This is a genomic window from Pseudomonas sp. MF09150 (assembly GCF_059862355.1).
In genome coordinates this window covers 22257-36459 of the sequence record NZ_JCBCUS010000001.1, presented here as the reverse complement: position 1 = coordinate 36459, position 14203 = coordinate 22257, and the positions used below count along the sequence as shown (strand labels likewise).

Genomic DNA, 14203 nt, shown 5'->3' with positions numbered 1-14203 from the left:
AATGCCCTTCGCAGGCAAGTATCAGGTGAAAGAGTCAGCGCAGACCAAAGCCCATCCGCTTCAACTCCTCGACCAGCTCTTCGCGGCCATGCAGGCTCGAAACGCTCCGCAGCCTGTTGATCACCTGCTCTGACCAGCCCGATGCCTTCATCCCCTCGCGCTTATAGAACGCACCCAAGAGTTCATCGTACTCAGCGAGGGCATCCGCTTCGCTGACGGCAGAGTAAGTTTCATGGTGGAGCACTGCGCGCTGGGGCAACCTCGGTTTGACCTTGGCTGGCCGCTCATCTGACGGATAACCAACGCATAGTCCGAATACCGGGTAGACCTGCGGCGGTAATTCGAGCTCTTTGGCGACACTTTCGATGTCGTTGCGGATGGCGCCGATGAAGACACTCCCTAAGCCCAGCGATTCCAAGGCCACAACAGCGTTTTGCGCCGCCAATGCAGCGTCGATCGTTCCGAGCAAAAGACTTTCCAGGAAAGGCAGCGCCTCCAGATCGACATCGCTCTGCTCACCAATCCTGGAGGCCCTGGAAAGGTCGGCCAACCATACAAGGAATAACGGCGCTTGACGGATGTAGGCCTGATTGCCGGCGAGAGCCGAAAGACGGCTCTTCCGATCGTCGTCTTGAACCGCGACGACGCTCCAGACCTGGAGATTCGAAGACGTAGATGCCGATTGTGCCGCGGCGATCAGAGTTTCGATCGTTCCCTCAGGTAACGGTTGATCATTGAAGGCCCGGACACTCCGATGATCAAGCAGTTGATCGAGGGTATCGTTCCATTGCGTGAGGGGGGGATGTCTGGCGTACCGTAGCGGGCGGCCAGTCTCGAATGTGCGTTAGCTGTCATGCGGGATCTCCAAAGGAGAACGAGCCTACCAAATCGAGCCCGGGACGACACACCAGCCAGAGAAGGTTTCATTTACCATACAGTGAATCGTCTGGATCTGCGCGTCCTGGCACAAAGCGTGACCATTCCGCAGTCGAATACCAGCGTAAGCCCTCACACAGGTAGATCGTTTGTCAGCTCAACCTCTCACCCCCCGTGAAGCCTGCCAAGTCCTTCGCGACATTGCCCAGGGTGTGCGTACCATGCGCCGTCTAGGCACCCAGTCGTGGTCTGAAATCTACTGCGGGCAAATGACCGTGGAGACTGACGGCTGGGTGATCACGCTCTACAACGATTGCGACACTCTGGATTACTGCGACAGCTGCTACAACCCGGCCGGCCGCGCTTACGTTTTCGATTCGAGCCAGAGGTATGGCACCGATCCTGTTGAGCTACTCAGCACATGGGAGCACTCCCAGCTAGAAAAGTGGTTGAGCGCCGTCTAGATGGCTGACGCAGGCTTAAAGCTTGAGGAAAAACCTACGGCCAGCGAACCAGATCCAGTTCTTTGATCCGGATAGCCATCGCCGCATCCGATACCCCAAACTGCTGGGCCAGTGACAACAGATGCCGGTTGTTGAATCGGGTGCACCGCGCCAGCGCCAGCTCGCGCTCACCCGAGTCTTTCGAGGCGTAGAGCAAGCGATCCGGGTTAATGGGGTCGAGGTGATAGGCAATCACATCGCTAAAGCGCAATTGCCCGCTGCAGCAGAACATGAATTCGAACCGCTCTCTCAGCAGCTTCTGAGGCATGAGGAAGCATGCTGCGAAGCGATCAGCTTGCCGCTCTGCGGGTGGTCGTGGTGTCTGCAGTGGACTGCCGTCAAAGGCGCGGTCGCGATGCATGACGGTTTCTTCGTGAAGCACTAGATGGCCTATCTCATGGGCACCAGTGAAGAGCTGGACTTTGTCACCAAACTCGGTGGCGACGGCGATCTTGTTCGATTGACGATCTATCAAGCCTGCGATGCGAGTGCCGGTGTTGTGCCGGTTGAACTGGGTGTCCCCCAGAGTGGGATGTACATGGTAGTCATAGCCGCAGACCAAGGCGGCGATTTGGGGGCTACGCATCATCATTGGCGGAGTATCTTGATCCGGCCAGAGGTATCGGCGATCGCGGTAAATCTGCATGAGCAGGTCAGTCGCTGCTTTCTCGATAGAAGCTTCGTTCATGGCAAAACACCAGATATAGGCTCTCAAGCTCAATCTAGCCCAATATGTAGTGTTTTCAATATATGCTTAACACAACATATGGGTTTTGCCGATGAACGGTAGACCTAGCAATGACGCCTGCTCAAATCCCTGCGGTGAATGCCAGAGATATCTGGAGCTAGATCCTATTGTTAGCAGGCAGCCACCCTAGCGAAAACCATGGTATTTCCTGTCCTTCGACCAAGGAACGTAGTGAACTGGATCGACTTCGCTGCTGAAGCGAACACCCTGGATTTTGTGAATCATGATGCACTCTCGAGCTAGACGCAGGCTCGGTTCCGGCGGTGGTACGAGGGGCAGGTACGGGGGGCGTTGATCTCCGCTTTTAGGTTCGGCCTCCCAGACCTCTGGATAATACACCCACCTATCCTCATCAGATTCCCAGAGACTCACATACTCAGCCTTCTGTGTGTCCTCGAGCCTTTCTACACCGCTTGCCTTATGGAAAAGAATCACGTTCTGGCCGGGTGAGGCATCCTGCTGCACTTGTACAGACGGGAACAAGATTCCGTCGAGGTTCAGCTTTTCATGTGTTGCTAAGAAGTCGGCAATAGCTTGCGTGATGAGATACCCACTTTCCGCCGAATCTGGCATGACGGGCATCGTCAGCTGGCGTTGTAAGTCTTTGAGAAAAGCGCAGCGTTCGGAGAGGCTCCTGCGAGTTGGATTGAAGTAGCTCAACTCCCCGTGGGGACGCATTGAGGCCAGGTCATTCAGGTTGAGAAGTCGCAGAGGCCGGATCACGTCGAACCGCGCTGTAACCACCATACTTCCAACGGGAGGGCGCACCTCTGCAATCGCTGTATGGTCATCCGTGGCGCCATAAAAAACCGAAATACCCTTGGCATTCATTCGGCCAGGAGAGCCCTTACCTCCCGCTACCGGGCCGAGATACTTTTCAGGGTGTGTCAGCGCTTCTTCCAATGCCTCTTCAGACTGGAACACCCGCCCCCGTTGGAATGACGTGATCTGATGTCCTTGACCGACCATCACAACGGCCGATCGGTCGTCCTTTGAGCGCAAATCCTCAATGCCGTCGAAGACCATGGTCAGAATTGACCCCACCATGGGATTTGCCAGCCGCGATTCAAACTGCAGGCTGTGCTCCATTTTGCGCCAGTCCATTGTTAACTCGGACGAAGCCTCAGTTTCTTCGACGAAATAAGGGTCATCGTCATCATCTTCGTAGCTCCTGGAGTCAAGCAAACGCTCATGGATAACAGAAAGTAGGACCTGATCGGCACCTAGCATGCGCTCCAGAACGTCATACAGACTTACACCGATTGGAGGATAACCATGATGAATCACTGAACTGGGTTGTTGGATCTCACGAAATGAGGCATGGATTGCCTTTTCACACAGTTCCACCAACTCTTCCATGTCCATGACCGGAAGCTCTTGGTCGCAATAGTCGCACTCACTGACATCATTGCCCGAAGCGTGATCCCGCAGGTGGGCTTCGGTGAGGCAATCGGTACACACCAGTTGACCCATCACTTGCTCCTTGGCTGTTTTACACGGTACTTGCCTGCGGCCAAGCAAAGGCCACCCGTTGTATTGAATTTCTGCCGAGATGCATCATCTCGACTTGGATTCAGCTTCTCAAGGGCCCAAGGTCGATCGCCAAGCAGCGAAGGTCGGTGACTTGTGCAACCATGGTGTCGCTAGCCTCATGATGGGTGAAGACGCCCAGGAAGTAGAACGTGAAGTACCTGACTAGCCGCGCCTGCTCGAGAAGCTCATTCACATAGCGCCTCGATCGGTGCTGAGTCATCACTTCATCTGAGACGTGAAGGAAGGCGTCCTTATCCGCGACCTTGTCAAAGAAACTGAATACGAAACCAGCCCCTTCCCTCCGCTCTATGCGTCCTCCACCGTTGTAGACGTACCCTGCAGTATCAGGCCTGGCCCAAACCACCTTTTTGAAATACGAACGCAGCGGTATCACACCACGCCCTGCTACGTTGATGGTCACCTCGGGGAAGAGGTCTTTCAGGGTGTCGCGGGTCTCCTGGTAGTAATCCACGAGCTCTCGAAGATCACGGGTACGATGCTTCCGATCGGTACGGGTGCCTTCTGCGCCACCACCGCCCCGTTGACGATTGGGTTCCGCCTCGTCGTTACCAAGGGCGACTCGAGGTGGACGTGCTACTGGCTCTTCTGGCTGCGTCGGAGGAACAAAGATATCGATGACCGAGGTGAGGTGGCGTTTAGCCAAACGGGTGCGGGTCTGCAACTCCGTTTCTCCTGGCAATGGTGCATCGCTCCCCTCGTCCTCATCGGGCAGCACCCACTCGCACTCCGCATGGTGGGCATAGTGCTCGTTGTCCTTGTAGTGCGGAGATTTGACACGCGCTTTTTCGGTCGGGTGAATGTCGTAATTGACGGCGGTGATCTTAGGCACCACCTTAAGCATCCTGCACTCCGGCGATGAGCACTGGAACAGAAAACGGCTGCGTGGCTGGTTTTGATTGAAATAGGCCTGACGTGCTCCGCCAATGCTTAATTCCTCGCCCAGCTCCACACAGTACGCTCGGGTGATCCTTCTCTTCGTTCGCATCTACAGCCTCAACGCAAAAGCTGAAGACTAACGCGCTAGATAAAGGGCGCCAAGGCTTGAGATAGAGCTATTTATCTAAGACCTTGGTCGAGCATTGTGTCATCTAGAAGAGAGGAACATAGGTCGAGGGCCTGGCCTGATTGCTGACAGCACCCTCACCTGAAGGCGTCTGTCTCCGCTTCGGCAGCAACACGGCCGACGGATCTCGCCCCAAGCTGACGGTCAACTGGGCCATTAGGCTAGCCAGATCACATCTTTATCCTGGGAGGCTTCCATCGTCAGTCCTGCGCTCTCCGCCTGCCATGCTTGCCAGGAGCAGGTTTCGAGTCATGACGGGCGAATGTGTGAGGGAGGTAAGGTAAAGCGCTTAGCCCATCCTAGGCCCGCTAAAGCCGCTTGGATTGGGCCTAGGCGTTGATTTAGGGGGATCAAAGTCGGTTGAGTCCAGCCACGTTTTCAAATCACTCACAGATGTGAACTCCATCAGGAGTAATTCGCCCCGGTCAGGGTGGTCAACGATCAGCTCGATCCCCGATTCGCCGCTTCCTTCCAGACTCATCAGCCAATCGGTATAGCGTTCAAAGGTCACAAAATCCGTTCCGAGGTCGCCCGAGAGGAAATCTTCAACCAGATGTTCTGCCTTGAGCATCAAGTCATTATGCGAATGCTTTTCCATCAATCCGGATTTTTTACCGAAGATGTCCTGATTACAAACTTCAGCGTAGTAAGCGTTGAAATTCACTCCTCGTCTTCGAACCAAGTTAATCTCGTTTACTTCAGACCAAGCTACGTAGTGGCACTCCAAGCTCAAGCTCCTCCAACTGTCTTCTACATCCAGTATTCGGCAGAGCTTAAGCCGTCTCGGCTTATTAGCTTCATGCTTGATGTCCCATTTTTCGAATTTAAATTCAACCATAAGTATTTTAGTATGGTTGGTGAAAAAGTAATCTGCACCGAGGACGGTATCTTGCCCGTCAAGAGAGCAGCGAGTGACCTGCCGGCCAGAGTGCAACGCACTACGTTCCATGAATTTGGAAAAGGCGTCAATAACGGACTGCTCGTGTCTTCTTTTCACTATTTTCCTGCATTCATCATCAATAAACCCTGCGCAACCATGGGTTGCCACTTGCAAAGCTAGGGGGCTATCACCCCCTGCTCTACCTACAAATAGTCAACAATTGCAATCGTAGCGGCTTGTCGCTAACGCTTCTCAGGTGGCAACGCTAGCTTCTGTTGGGCTGGGGGGGATGGAGGCGCTTACCGTGCCACTCTCTTCTTTCAGATCCAGCGCTCGCCAGTAAGGCATTGCTACCCACTTGAGGATGAACCACCAGGCGTACACCACACTAGGCGAGTAGAAGTCATCATCATTCATCAGTCCATGGGCAAATTCGTTTCTCAAATTTGGGCCAAATGGACTACAGAACTGGGCCTTGAGCTCGAACAGAACATTTGGCCCGAACACATTTTCAACACCTTCGACGTCGAGCAAAGTACTCAACCCGTTCTCGTTAACAATGTCGTTACGGTCAGTATTGGAGGTGTTCAGGCCTGCCTCCTTCATGTGGTATCGAACGATATTCTCCAGCTGCGGGATGAGAAAATGTGCGGCCATCGCGAACTCTCCTACCATCCCCCAGTACAGTCCTTTACCAACCATGAGTGCTCGCTCTGGCGGCACGAGTGCCGAAACTTTAGCCAGGTTCACGAGATCTTGTTCCCTGAAGCAATGCTCCCGTTGGATGACTTGGAATACAGGAAAAATCCAGCCCTCAACGGCAAGGTCTCGAGTGAGTTCGTGGCCTTGCACCATTTGAGCCCAGATGCGCTCCTCGTCTGACGGCGTCGGCACGGCGCTCATCGACATCCCTGGAGCTTTGGCTATAACGCGTCCGTTTCGGTCGACACAGGTGAATTCTGACAATGCGCTGATCAATCCTACCTGCAGGTTGCGAATGGCCCCCGTTCTTGCCTCTTGCCGACTAGCGAAAGGAAATTTTGTGGTTAAGGCGCGTAGGGCTGTGAGAGCCGATTTACCGTTTGTCTCTTCAAGCGCCATGGCTACCAGTTTTGAAATGTCTACTGGCCCTGTAGAGATCGTGTACATCGTCTCCACAGTCAAGCTCCCAGCTTCAGCGATTTGTGACCGCAACTGCTCATAGACTTGCGTGATGCCCAACTGGTCGCGGAGTGCCTGGGGCACCCTTCGGAAGATCTGAAGGGCCTTTGCCAAGTGATTCATTGCGATGAGAGGCTGGGCGACGCTGCCCCCCTCCCTGAGCCTCGCTTCCGTGATCCACGTTTGGGCCTCGGCCACCACCATGCGTGCTGACGCCAGCCGATTTTTGGCAATACTGTAAGCCTGTGCTCCCAATTCGAAGCAGTGGCGCGCTCTGAGTAACTGGCCGTCCCGCTCGTATTCACGACCCGCGGTTTCAAGCTTTTCGGGAAGGTCTGCTGCCTGGCTATGGACTAGGCGGTGCTCTAGTACGGTACCGGCAAGGTGCGGAAACATTTCAGATAGCGACTTGAACTCCACCTCGAGCGCTTCGAAAAGTCGGTTGGTTAGCTGTTCAAGAATCACCCTGCCGCTTTTGCCCAAGCCTCTTGCAAGCGAGATAGCACGATCCCAGCACTCCTTGCCGCCCCCCCACCAGCTGTCGTCGTTGATGGCTGCAACCTGATATCCCTCGATGGCTGCTAACGCGTAGGCGACGCGCTTGTGATCGGGATTCAACCAGAGGACTTCTGCTAGGCGAGTCTTGATCAGCCCAGGCTCGATCAAATCGATCAAGATCTTCACAAAGTCGTATTCTTCGATCGTCAGATCGGAAACGTCCAGCGAGCGTCTGTCTTCAAACACCGCAAATGGCCTCAAGGGCTCCTGGGGGTTCGAGGGGTTAAGCATGAGGGAGCAGAGGTCAGACAGCAGCCAGAGCACCCGAGCGTGGGAGTAGTCAGCATTCCGCGTCTCTGCCTGGGCGCTGTCTGCCAGAGCACTACAGATGTCTTGGTACTTGACCGGTATGTCTCGCAAGATCGAACTCAAGTCGATCGACCTGAATACTTCAATCGTCAGTGGCGTATCGTTAGGGTAGCGGGAGGACTGGTCTGACACTTCTGTTCCTCAGGTCATTGATGGCTCGTGATGGCGTACGGACAACACAAGTGATGGTACCTGAACGTTGCGCTCTAGAGCCCTCGGTGGAAGGCAATGCAAGCAGAAATGCGCGCCAGCAACCTCTTGAGCTATGAACCTCTAGATACGGGGAATTAGTATGGGGCTCTCGGAACAGATGACCAGTTTCCTCGCTCCCCGGGTCATCGCCACATAGAGGTTGTTGGCATCCATCTGGCTGGGGTTCAGGATCACGGCAATTTCCGCCTCCAGGCCTTTGAGCAGTAGCGTGCTGCCCACAGCGCGACGGGACAAAGGCCGGCCCAAAAGTCGGTTTCGTTCACGCACCTGCAGGGCAGCATCTCTCAATGAATGCGTACCGGCTGCGGCCATCCGCAGGGCGCTGAGGCATGCCCGGAAGACCTCAGGCCTGTAAACATGGGTATCGGGTTGGGCTCCGAAACTCTCTAGTAAATGCAACGCGGCAGCAAGACCGGGTGCCTGATGAAAATCCACAGCGCTACGTTCTATGGCAGTCGGCTCCGTGCGGTTACGACCACCCATGATGATCGCCACTCGCCCCATAAGAGCTGCAGCGCCAACTCCTGTCATTACGCTCGCGGCGAGACCCACCAGTTCATTCAGCGCCTGGTCGGACGTAGGGTCAAAGGATCTGGCGAAGCTAATTAGTTCGCTGAGTTCGACATTCTCAACCGCGGTAGCCCCCGGTGTCTGGCTGGACAGGCGGAAGCGGCTGGCGGGGCTCGTTGAATCGCCAATGATCAGGGCTGACTCGCCGTCCCTGATCCGAACCAAGGCTGCATTGCGCCGTTGGGCTTCTGCGGTATCGGGTCGTATCGCGACCCACTCGACTTCCTGTGGCGCATTGCGCAGGTCGATCCCCTCTCCTGCTGCCAACGGCCGACGTAGCTCGAGTAACCATCGACCCAGTTCTTCTGTATTGGCGCGGCGCCAACGCCAGGGAATGTCTAGGGTTCCGATCGGGGGAAAATGCGGAGTGACGTCAGCCTGCCAGTTCACCAATGGATTTCCGCGAAAACCGAAAATCGCCTGCATTGGGTCGCCAAGTACGTAGGTCGGGACAGTCTGGGCAAGCCACGTGACGATTACGTGCTGGGACTGATTGCAATCTTGGTACTCATCAACCAGCAGGCGTGAGTAGCTAGCCCGTATTACAGGGCTTATGTGACCGTTCTGTAACAGTAACCCTGCTGCACTTCGTATGGCTGGGTAATCATGCGCGCGATTTTCCAGCAAGAGAATTGCGGGGTCGTGTCCGCTGCGTGCGGGGAACTTACTGATTAACCTCATCGCGAAGCCATCCAGGGTGGCAACCTGGTACTTCGAAGTGTGAATGTGCGCTCGCTGAAGTCGGGTGCGCAGCGCTGCTACTCCAGCATTCGTGTGAGTCAAAATCAGTATGGGTTTGGCATCGGTGTGAGCCGCCAGGGTGTCAGCGATTAATTGGGTTTTTCCGCAGCCCGCGGGGGCCGTCACAGAACCCCGCGGGAATGCTGAAAAATCTATTTCAGCCGGCATGCACCCACTCCTTGATACCGTTAATAATTCGCTGAAAGCCGCCCTCAGCTGTGGGCAGATTCGGGCCAATGATATCCTTGGCAATAGCCTGATACGTCGTCACCGATTTGTACCAGCCTTTTGAGCGGATCCGCGAAGCGATCCCCAGCAAGACACGTGTTTGCGCAGGATAGCCATTCCCAGCAGCACGATGCTCTTGGATGACCTGCAGGCTTGATTGACCTTCGGATTTCGACTGAATCTGCCCCGCGACGCGCTCGAGCTCGTTTACTTCCAGCGCTTTCGAGATCAACGCATCAATGGCCGGGTCAGGCAGGCTGGCAAACAACTCATCTTCTAGGGCCCGCCCCTGCCCCCAAGTCATGGCTTGTCCGCCCCGCGCCAAGAAAGCTTGAGCGATTTCAGGCGTGGGTGGCTTGTCCGCATCGACAAGGAGGAGCACACGGTAACCAAGGCCCAGTAATGCGGAACCTCGGTTGTAGACGTTATCTGTGGTGCCGCCCCCGGCGTTTACGTATGCACACCCCCTGGCCAGAAATGAATCATGGTTGGCGGCGCTCCAAAACTGATCGAGCCCCCGAACCAGACCTACTTCGCTGGCCCCTTCACACACGATCACTTGCTTCGCCAGAAAGGCCTCAGGATCAGCTCGCAATGTGCTTTGTACATCGTTGCTGGTGCCTGCAACCAACATCTGATGGCGGTCGTGCACTTTGCGCACGACATACAATTGGTCGCCCGAGAGCTCGCGCAGGGCCACTGGAGAGTGCGTGGTAATGAACACCTGCAGGGGTTGATCCGGATCCTTGGCGCCCATGGAGTCTAGGAATCGCACTAAGCGGTGGGGCTCGAGGCCGTACTCAACTTCATCTACCAGGGCAATGGTCGCAGCGTCGGCGGCCATGCGCTGAAGGCCCGCAACCAACAAGCGTGACGAACCTGTGCCGAGAGATCGAAGCGGAATGCCTGCACTGTCGTGCAGCGCAATGGCGCCATCACCGATTGAAACAGCGTGGGCATCCAACAGAGCCTGTGCGCCCTCGCCCACGGGAACGCCAAGGTATCGCGATGTCCGGTTCACAATGTCCAGAGGGTGATGGAGCTGGGCAGAGGCTTGAGCACCGAAGTTTTCCCGAGCCTGCCTAGCGGCGCCTGCCAAGGCACCACTCAGCTCCGGTCGCTCTTCGGTCAAGCGGTTGAGGATTGAATTGCGGCTCCAGGAGAGGTTCATACTGGCGAAGCTGCCGATCCGCGCCGGGGCAATTCTGGAACGATCCTTCCAAGCAAGGCTTCTCTCGGTACCCACTTGAGCTGCACGCTCTGAATAGAGTGTCCACGTCGGTTCGAGATCACTAGCGACATGCAGTCTCAGGGTCACGACGGTTTCAAGTCCTGATCCCGGCTCGTCTTCCAATACACCTGTCTGGAAATTGAAGCCTCGGAGAAAATCACCATAAGCCTCCAGATTGATCATCTCATTAGGAAGGCATCCCAGCGTGGCCGAGATCGTTATGGGCACATCGACGTTCAGGTTGTAGAAGTCGGTGTCGCTGAACGACACGCTGCGCCGCGCGCCGAGACAGAAATCGATGGCATCAAGGATGCTCGATTTACCGCTGTCTCCTGGGCCTATGAGGCAGTTGACACCGTTAGACGGTGCCCAATCGAGGAATTGAATGGCCCGGAAGTTACTGATCTCAAGCTTTCGTATTCTGACCATTGGTACCGCCTCCTTGCGCCACGTCTTCGCGGGCCTGATTGGCGATAGTAGTCCTGTGGAAGCATCTCCGCAAAGTGGCGTGCGATGCATAGAAACACGCATTGTTCAAGCAGATCAGGTGGGTACGTCCACGCTGGTCTACGCGCCCTGCTTGTAGCCCGCTATCATCCAGCATCTTTAATGATACGGTTTAGGTATGGTCGAAGCTCCCAAAAACGATCCTCACAAAGCTGTTGCTCGCTTTTCAACAGAGCAATCCGCAAGGATTGAACAGTTCATTGATCTGAACGAAAAGCGTGTCAGAGTGCTGACTGAACGCTATGTCCTCCATGTGTTCAGTGTGTTTTCTCCTACCCAGCCGAAACTCAGACTGGGATACAAGCTGCCAAAGGTGTGTCGGTATTGCGGGAAAAACGAAAACTCGACGACTTTCCGCGACGAGTCGCATGCCATACCCATTTTTCTAGGGAACAAGACGATTATTGACGAGCTGGAGTGTGATCATTGCAACCACCACTTCGGGGATCATCTTGAAAACAGCTTCGCAGCCTACACCCATCCCCACCGCCCCTTTCAGCGGATCCGGGGGCGCAATGGAATTCCCAAATACAAAGCCCCATTCCTAGAGGTTTGGGCTGCAGATCAATCCAACCTGGTGATCTGTGTTGATGGTGAAGACGGAATCGGGGCCCTGGAGGTAGAGGGCAAGAATCAGCTCCGTTTCAAGGTAAAACGTCAACCCTACTACCCAACAGCCATTCACAAGATGCTGATCAAGATGGCGTTGGCCATGATGCCAGATGATGATCATCGCCTTTTCGACTACCTAAAACCTTGGCTTCTAAGCAAAAACCATCAGCCTAGCTTTAGTGGATCGGTACCGGTCATTGAATGGGGGATAAGCGGAGGCGTCAACCCGAACAAAATTACCTGCATCGTTGCCAAGGTGAGAGAGGCGTTCAAAGAAACGACCTACAGGTACCAGTTCATATTTCAATATGGGAATTTCCAGTATCAGCTTGTGATCCCCCTCCCAGACGAGTATGACCAGCAGAAAACCTTCGTTTATGCCCCATTGTTCCTGCATGAGGAGCACTTTCGACTTTTCGGCCCGCCTGATTATCAGGAGAAGCACTTCGACTCGCCTGACCGTGTACATGGCGAAGAACTCAGAATTTTGCTTCAGTACAGCGATAAATTCTCCGACGAGCCTTGAGTCAGGCAGACATGAATAGCATGTCAGTTCCCGGGCAATGGAGCTCAGCCCGCGGCAGTAGAGGCTAATCGGAACGATGGCGTTTCCGCCAGAATCGCTTTGCTCCTAGCCCAAGGGATCACACCTATATTCAGGGTCGTCGAACGTTACGACTCAAAAGTGGACGCTCTGGAGGGTAAGAGCAGGCTGGTCAAGCAATACGTCCAGCGGGGACTTGTCCTCTGTTGTACCTGAAGCCGGCTGTACCATTGGGTACTGCTATTGGCGATTCCCCCTGCTTCATCGGGCCGCATCACTACCCCTCTAGAGAAGCCTTGAAATGCAGGCTTCGGAACTATTTGAGTCGAGTACCACCAGGCTATATATCGAATCAGGTGGCGATCGAGAAGCTCGTCCATCTCTGGGCAACCACTTCTCCACAGGTCAAGGCGATCGGCTTATCTACGGTGTCGACGCATGATGGCATTCGCTTGCTTGCCGAACTGGCGAACCACACCATCGCGGAGTTCGATTATGCACGAGCGATTGATTTGCTACCGTGACAAAGATGCCCAGAGCAGTCGCCCTGATATCTGAACACAACATCTAGTGATTTTTCTTCAAAAATTAGCTTAAAAACCACTGCATGTTGTTTTTTGGAATTCGGCATGTTTGTTTGTATTCAAAGCATAGGCGCAGCCAGAGGCTGCGAAGAGGGCGATTCCCCTCAGCCCCTACGGGGCCATGCAGCGCCAACCTGACAGCAGTGGTCAGATCTGGAAACCGTCAAAAGCGAAAACCGTCAATCAAAACCGTCTGTGATCCTTGCAGATCACCTGCGCCTGCACATCACTCGCTTTTTTCTTGTCCTCAAATAAAGAACTCCGTCTCGCGAAAAAAATTTCAAGGGTGCATGCAGAAAAAAAGTAAAAATACAGAAAATCTCCCTGCTTACCCTATCAAATCCAGGTGAAAGCACTGGTTTTGCCGACTCGCTGATCTTGGGCATTCAACCGCGTTCGCGTGCAGCGGAGCTCTCCTTCGTGGCCCAAGAATCATCGGCGACCAGTCTGGCGCCAAAATGTCTGTGATACTCTCAGATGCTCTACGATGAGTCTTTCCGCTGCTGCAGGTGTTTGGCAATTCTTCACGTTTCACCCTGGTCGGGAGCTTCCATGTCGCTTAAAACAGGCTTCGCCACCGTACTGAAAGCCATGCGAATTAGCCGCGGGCTGACACACAAGCAAATGGCCGAGGCCAGCAGTCGTGGCTACATGTCAAAATTGGAACAGGGGCGATCAAGCCCTACCGTCCACAAATTAACTGCCATCAGCGAGACTCTCGGGCTAAGCCCTCTGACACTTTTTACTCTGACGTTGAGTGTGGAAAACGGCCAGCCTATTGATAGCCTTGTACAGCGACTCAGAGCTGATGTGGCAGACCTGGAGGCCCATGGCGCGCTCACAGACTTGGGAATCCCATCATTGCCAGTGATCAGCGCAACAAGGGCCGCTCCATCCCGCCGGCAGAAGGTTGCTTGCCCTTCCCCTCAAACTGAACTGTGCTTCGCCGAATAGCAGATGGTGAGATCACCCCGTGATCAAAGTCCAAGGTCAATTGAAAACAAGGTGTCCCTGAGCTCAGCGGGCACAGCCTGGGCATCTACAAGGCCTTTTAACACGTGATAATTCAAATGAGACCGTAGCTGCTCCCGGACATGGATGAAGTCGCTATCCGTGCGCGGCACATGGGCCTTTGGCAAAACGCTCTCAAGCACTGCGAATGCCGGCTCTCCTACATTTTCCTTGTAGATGCGAGTCAAGCTATCGAGCCCGGGTTTGCGGCGAAAACTGCTCACCGCATCATTCGCTATCGCCGCGAGCGATGCACCATAATGCGCAGCGGCGCGCCCCCAAATCAGCGCTTCCTGCTCAACCTTCAATA

General features: G+C 54.7%; 13 protein-coding genes. 4 read left to right on the top strand and 9 right to left on the bottom strand.

Annotated elements, in window-relative coordinates; genetic code table 11:
* Positions 1-34: 34 nt before the first annotated feature.
* Positions 35-766, bottom strand: a complete 732-nt coding sequence (locus AC19YX_RS00150) for an NADPH-dependent oxidoreductase (RefSeq protein ID WP_500606121.1) — start codon at positions 764-766, stop codon at positions 35-37.
* 259 nt (positions 767-1025) lie between these two features.
* On the opposite strand from AC19YX_RS00150, the gene AC19YX_RS00145 reads away from it, so the two are divergent.
* The gene (locus AC19YX_RS00145) at positions 1026-1340 is read left to right on the top strand and encodes a DUF7693 family protein (RefSeq protein WP_500605350.1); all 315 of its coding nucleotides are present in this window, start codon (positions 1026-1028) and stop codon (positions 1338-1340) included.
* 34 nt (positions 1341-1374) lie between these two features.
* Here the strand turns inward: AC19YX_RS00145 and AC19YX_RS00140 are convergent, their stop codons facing one another.
* From AC19YX_RS00140 to AC19YX_RS00110, 7 genes are all read right to left on the bottom strand, one after another.
* Entirely contained in the window at positions 1375-2067 is a 693-nt protein-coding gene (locus AC19YX_RS00140) for an ImmA/IrrE family metallo-endopeptidase (protein ID WP_500605349.1), read from the bottom strand.
* Between the two features lie 186 nt (positions 2068-2253).
* Positions 2254-3600 carry an RES family NAD+ phosphorylase gene (locus AC19YX_RS00135; RefSeq protein ID WP_500605348.1) on the bottom strand — a complete coding sequence of 449 codons (1347 nt, stop codon included), beginning with the start codon at positions 3598-3600 and terminating at the stop codon, positions 2254-2256.
* 100 nt (positions 3601-3700) lie between these two features.
* On the bottom strand, positions 3701-4630 hold the full coding sequence (locus AC19YX_RS00130; RefSeq protein ID WP_500605347.1) for a hypothetical protein: 930 nt from the start codon (positions 4628-4630) through the stop codon (positions 3701-3703).
* A 403-nt stretch (positions 4631-5033) separates the two neighbouring features.
* Positions 5034-5741 carry a hypothetical protein gene (locus AC19YX_RS00125; RefSeq protein ID WP_500605346.1) on the bottom strand — a complete coding sequence of 236 codons (708 nt, stop codon included), beginning with the start codon at positions 5739-5741 and terminating at the stop codon, positions 5034-5036.
* Between the two features lie 135 nt (positions 5742-5876).
* The gene (locus AC19YX_RS00120) at positions 5877-7784 is read right to left on the bottom strand and encodes a DUF7380 domain-containing protein (protein WP_500605345.1); all 1908 of its coding nucleotides are present in this window, start codon (positions 7782-7784) and stop codon (positions 5877-5879) included.
* A 141-nt stretch (positions 7785-7925) separates the two neighbouring features.
* A complete protein-coding gene (locus AC19YX_RS00115; RefSeq protein WP_500605344.1) occupies positions 7926-9344 on the bottom strand; it encodes a UvrD-helicase domain-containing protein in 1419 nt (472 codons plus the stop codon).
* On the bottom strand, positions 9334-11064 hold the full coding sequence (locus AC19YX_RS00110; RefSeq protein ID WP_500605343.1) for an ATP-dependent nuclease: 1731 nt from the start codon (positions 11062-11064) through the stop codon (positions 9334-9336). Before AC19YX_RS00110 ends, AC19YX_RS00115 begins: the two co-directional genes overlap by 11 nt.
* 196 nt (positions 11065-11260) lie before the next feature.
* Between AC19YX_RS00110 and AC19YX_RS00105 the strand changes: the two genes are divergently transcribed.
* From AC19YX_RS00105 to AC19YX_RS00095, 3 genes are all read left to right on the top strand, one after another.
* Positions 11261-12280, top strand: a complete 1020-nt coding sequence (locus AC19YX_RS00105) for an HNH endonuclease (RefSeq protein WP_500605342.1) — start codon at positions 11261-11263, stop codon at positions 12278-12280.
* 374 nt (positions 12281-12654) lie between these two features.
* Positions 12655-12822, top strand: coding sequence for a hypothetical protein (locus AC19YX_RS00100; protein WP_500605341.1), 168 nt, complete (start codon positions 12655-12657; stop codon positions 12820-12822).
* A gap of 537 nt (positions 12823-13359) precedes the next feature.
* Positions 13360-13836, top strand: coding sequence for a helix-turn-helix domain-containing protein (locus AC19YX_RS00095; RefSeq protein WP_500605340.1), 477 nt, complete (start codon positions 13360-13362; stop codon positions 13834-13836).
* Positions 13837-13859: 23 nt separating this feature from the next.
* On the opposite strand, the gene AC19YX_RS00090 is transcribed toward AC19YX_RS00095, so the two are convergent.
* The gene (locus AC19YX_RS00090) at positions 13860-14201 is read right to left on the bottom strand and encodes a hypothetical protein (protein WP_500605339.1); all 342 of its coding nucleotides are present in this window, start codon (positions 14199-14201) and stop codon (positions 13860-13862) included.
* Positions 14202-14203: the final 2 nt, after the last annotated feature.

Coding starts and splice junctions, on each gene's coding strand:
- AC19YX_RS00095 (WP_500605340.1), top strand. CDS start 13,360: ATGCTCTACGATGAGTCTTTCCGCTGCTGCAGGTGTTTGGCAATTCTT.
- AC19YX_RS00140 (WP_500605349.1), bottom strand. CDS start 2,067: ATGAACGAAGCTTCTATCGAGAAAGCAGCGACTGACCTGCTCATGCAG.
- AC19YX_RS00115 (WP_500605344.1), bottom strand. CDS start 9,344: ATGCCGGCTGAAATAGATTTTTCAGCATTCCCGCGGGGTTCTGTGACG.
- AC19YX_RS00105 (WP_500605342.1), top strand. CDS start 11,261: ATGGTCGAAGCTCCCAAAAACGATCCTCACAAAGCTGTTGCTCGCTTT.
- AC19YX_RS00110 (WP_500605343.1), bottom strand. CDS start 11,064: ATGGTCAGAATACGAAAGCTTGAGATCAGTAACTTCCGGGCCATTCAA.
- AC19YX_RS00135 (WP_500605348.1), bottom strand. CDS start 3,600: ATGGGTCAACTGGTGTGTACCGATTGCCTCACCGAAGCCCACCTGCGG.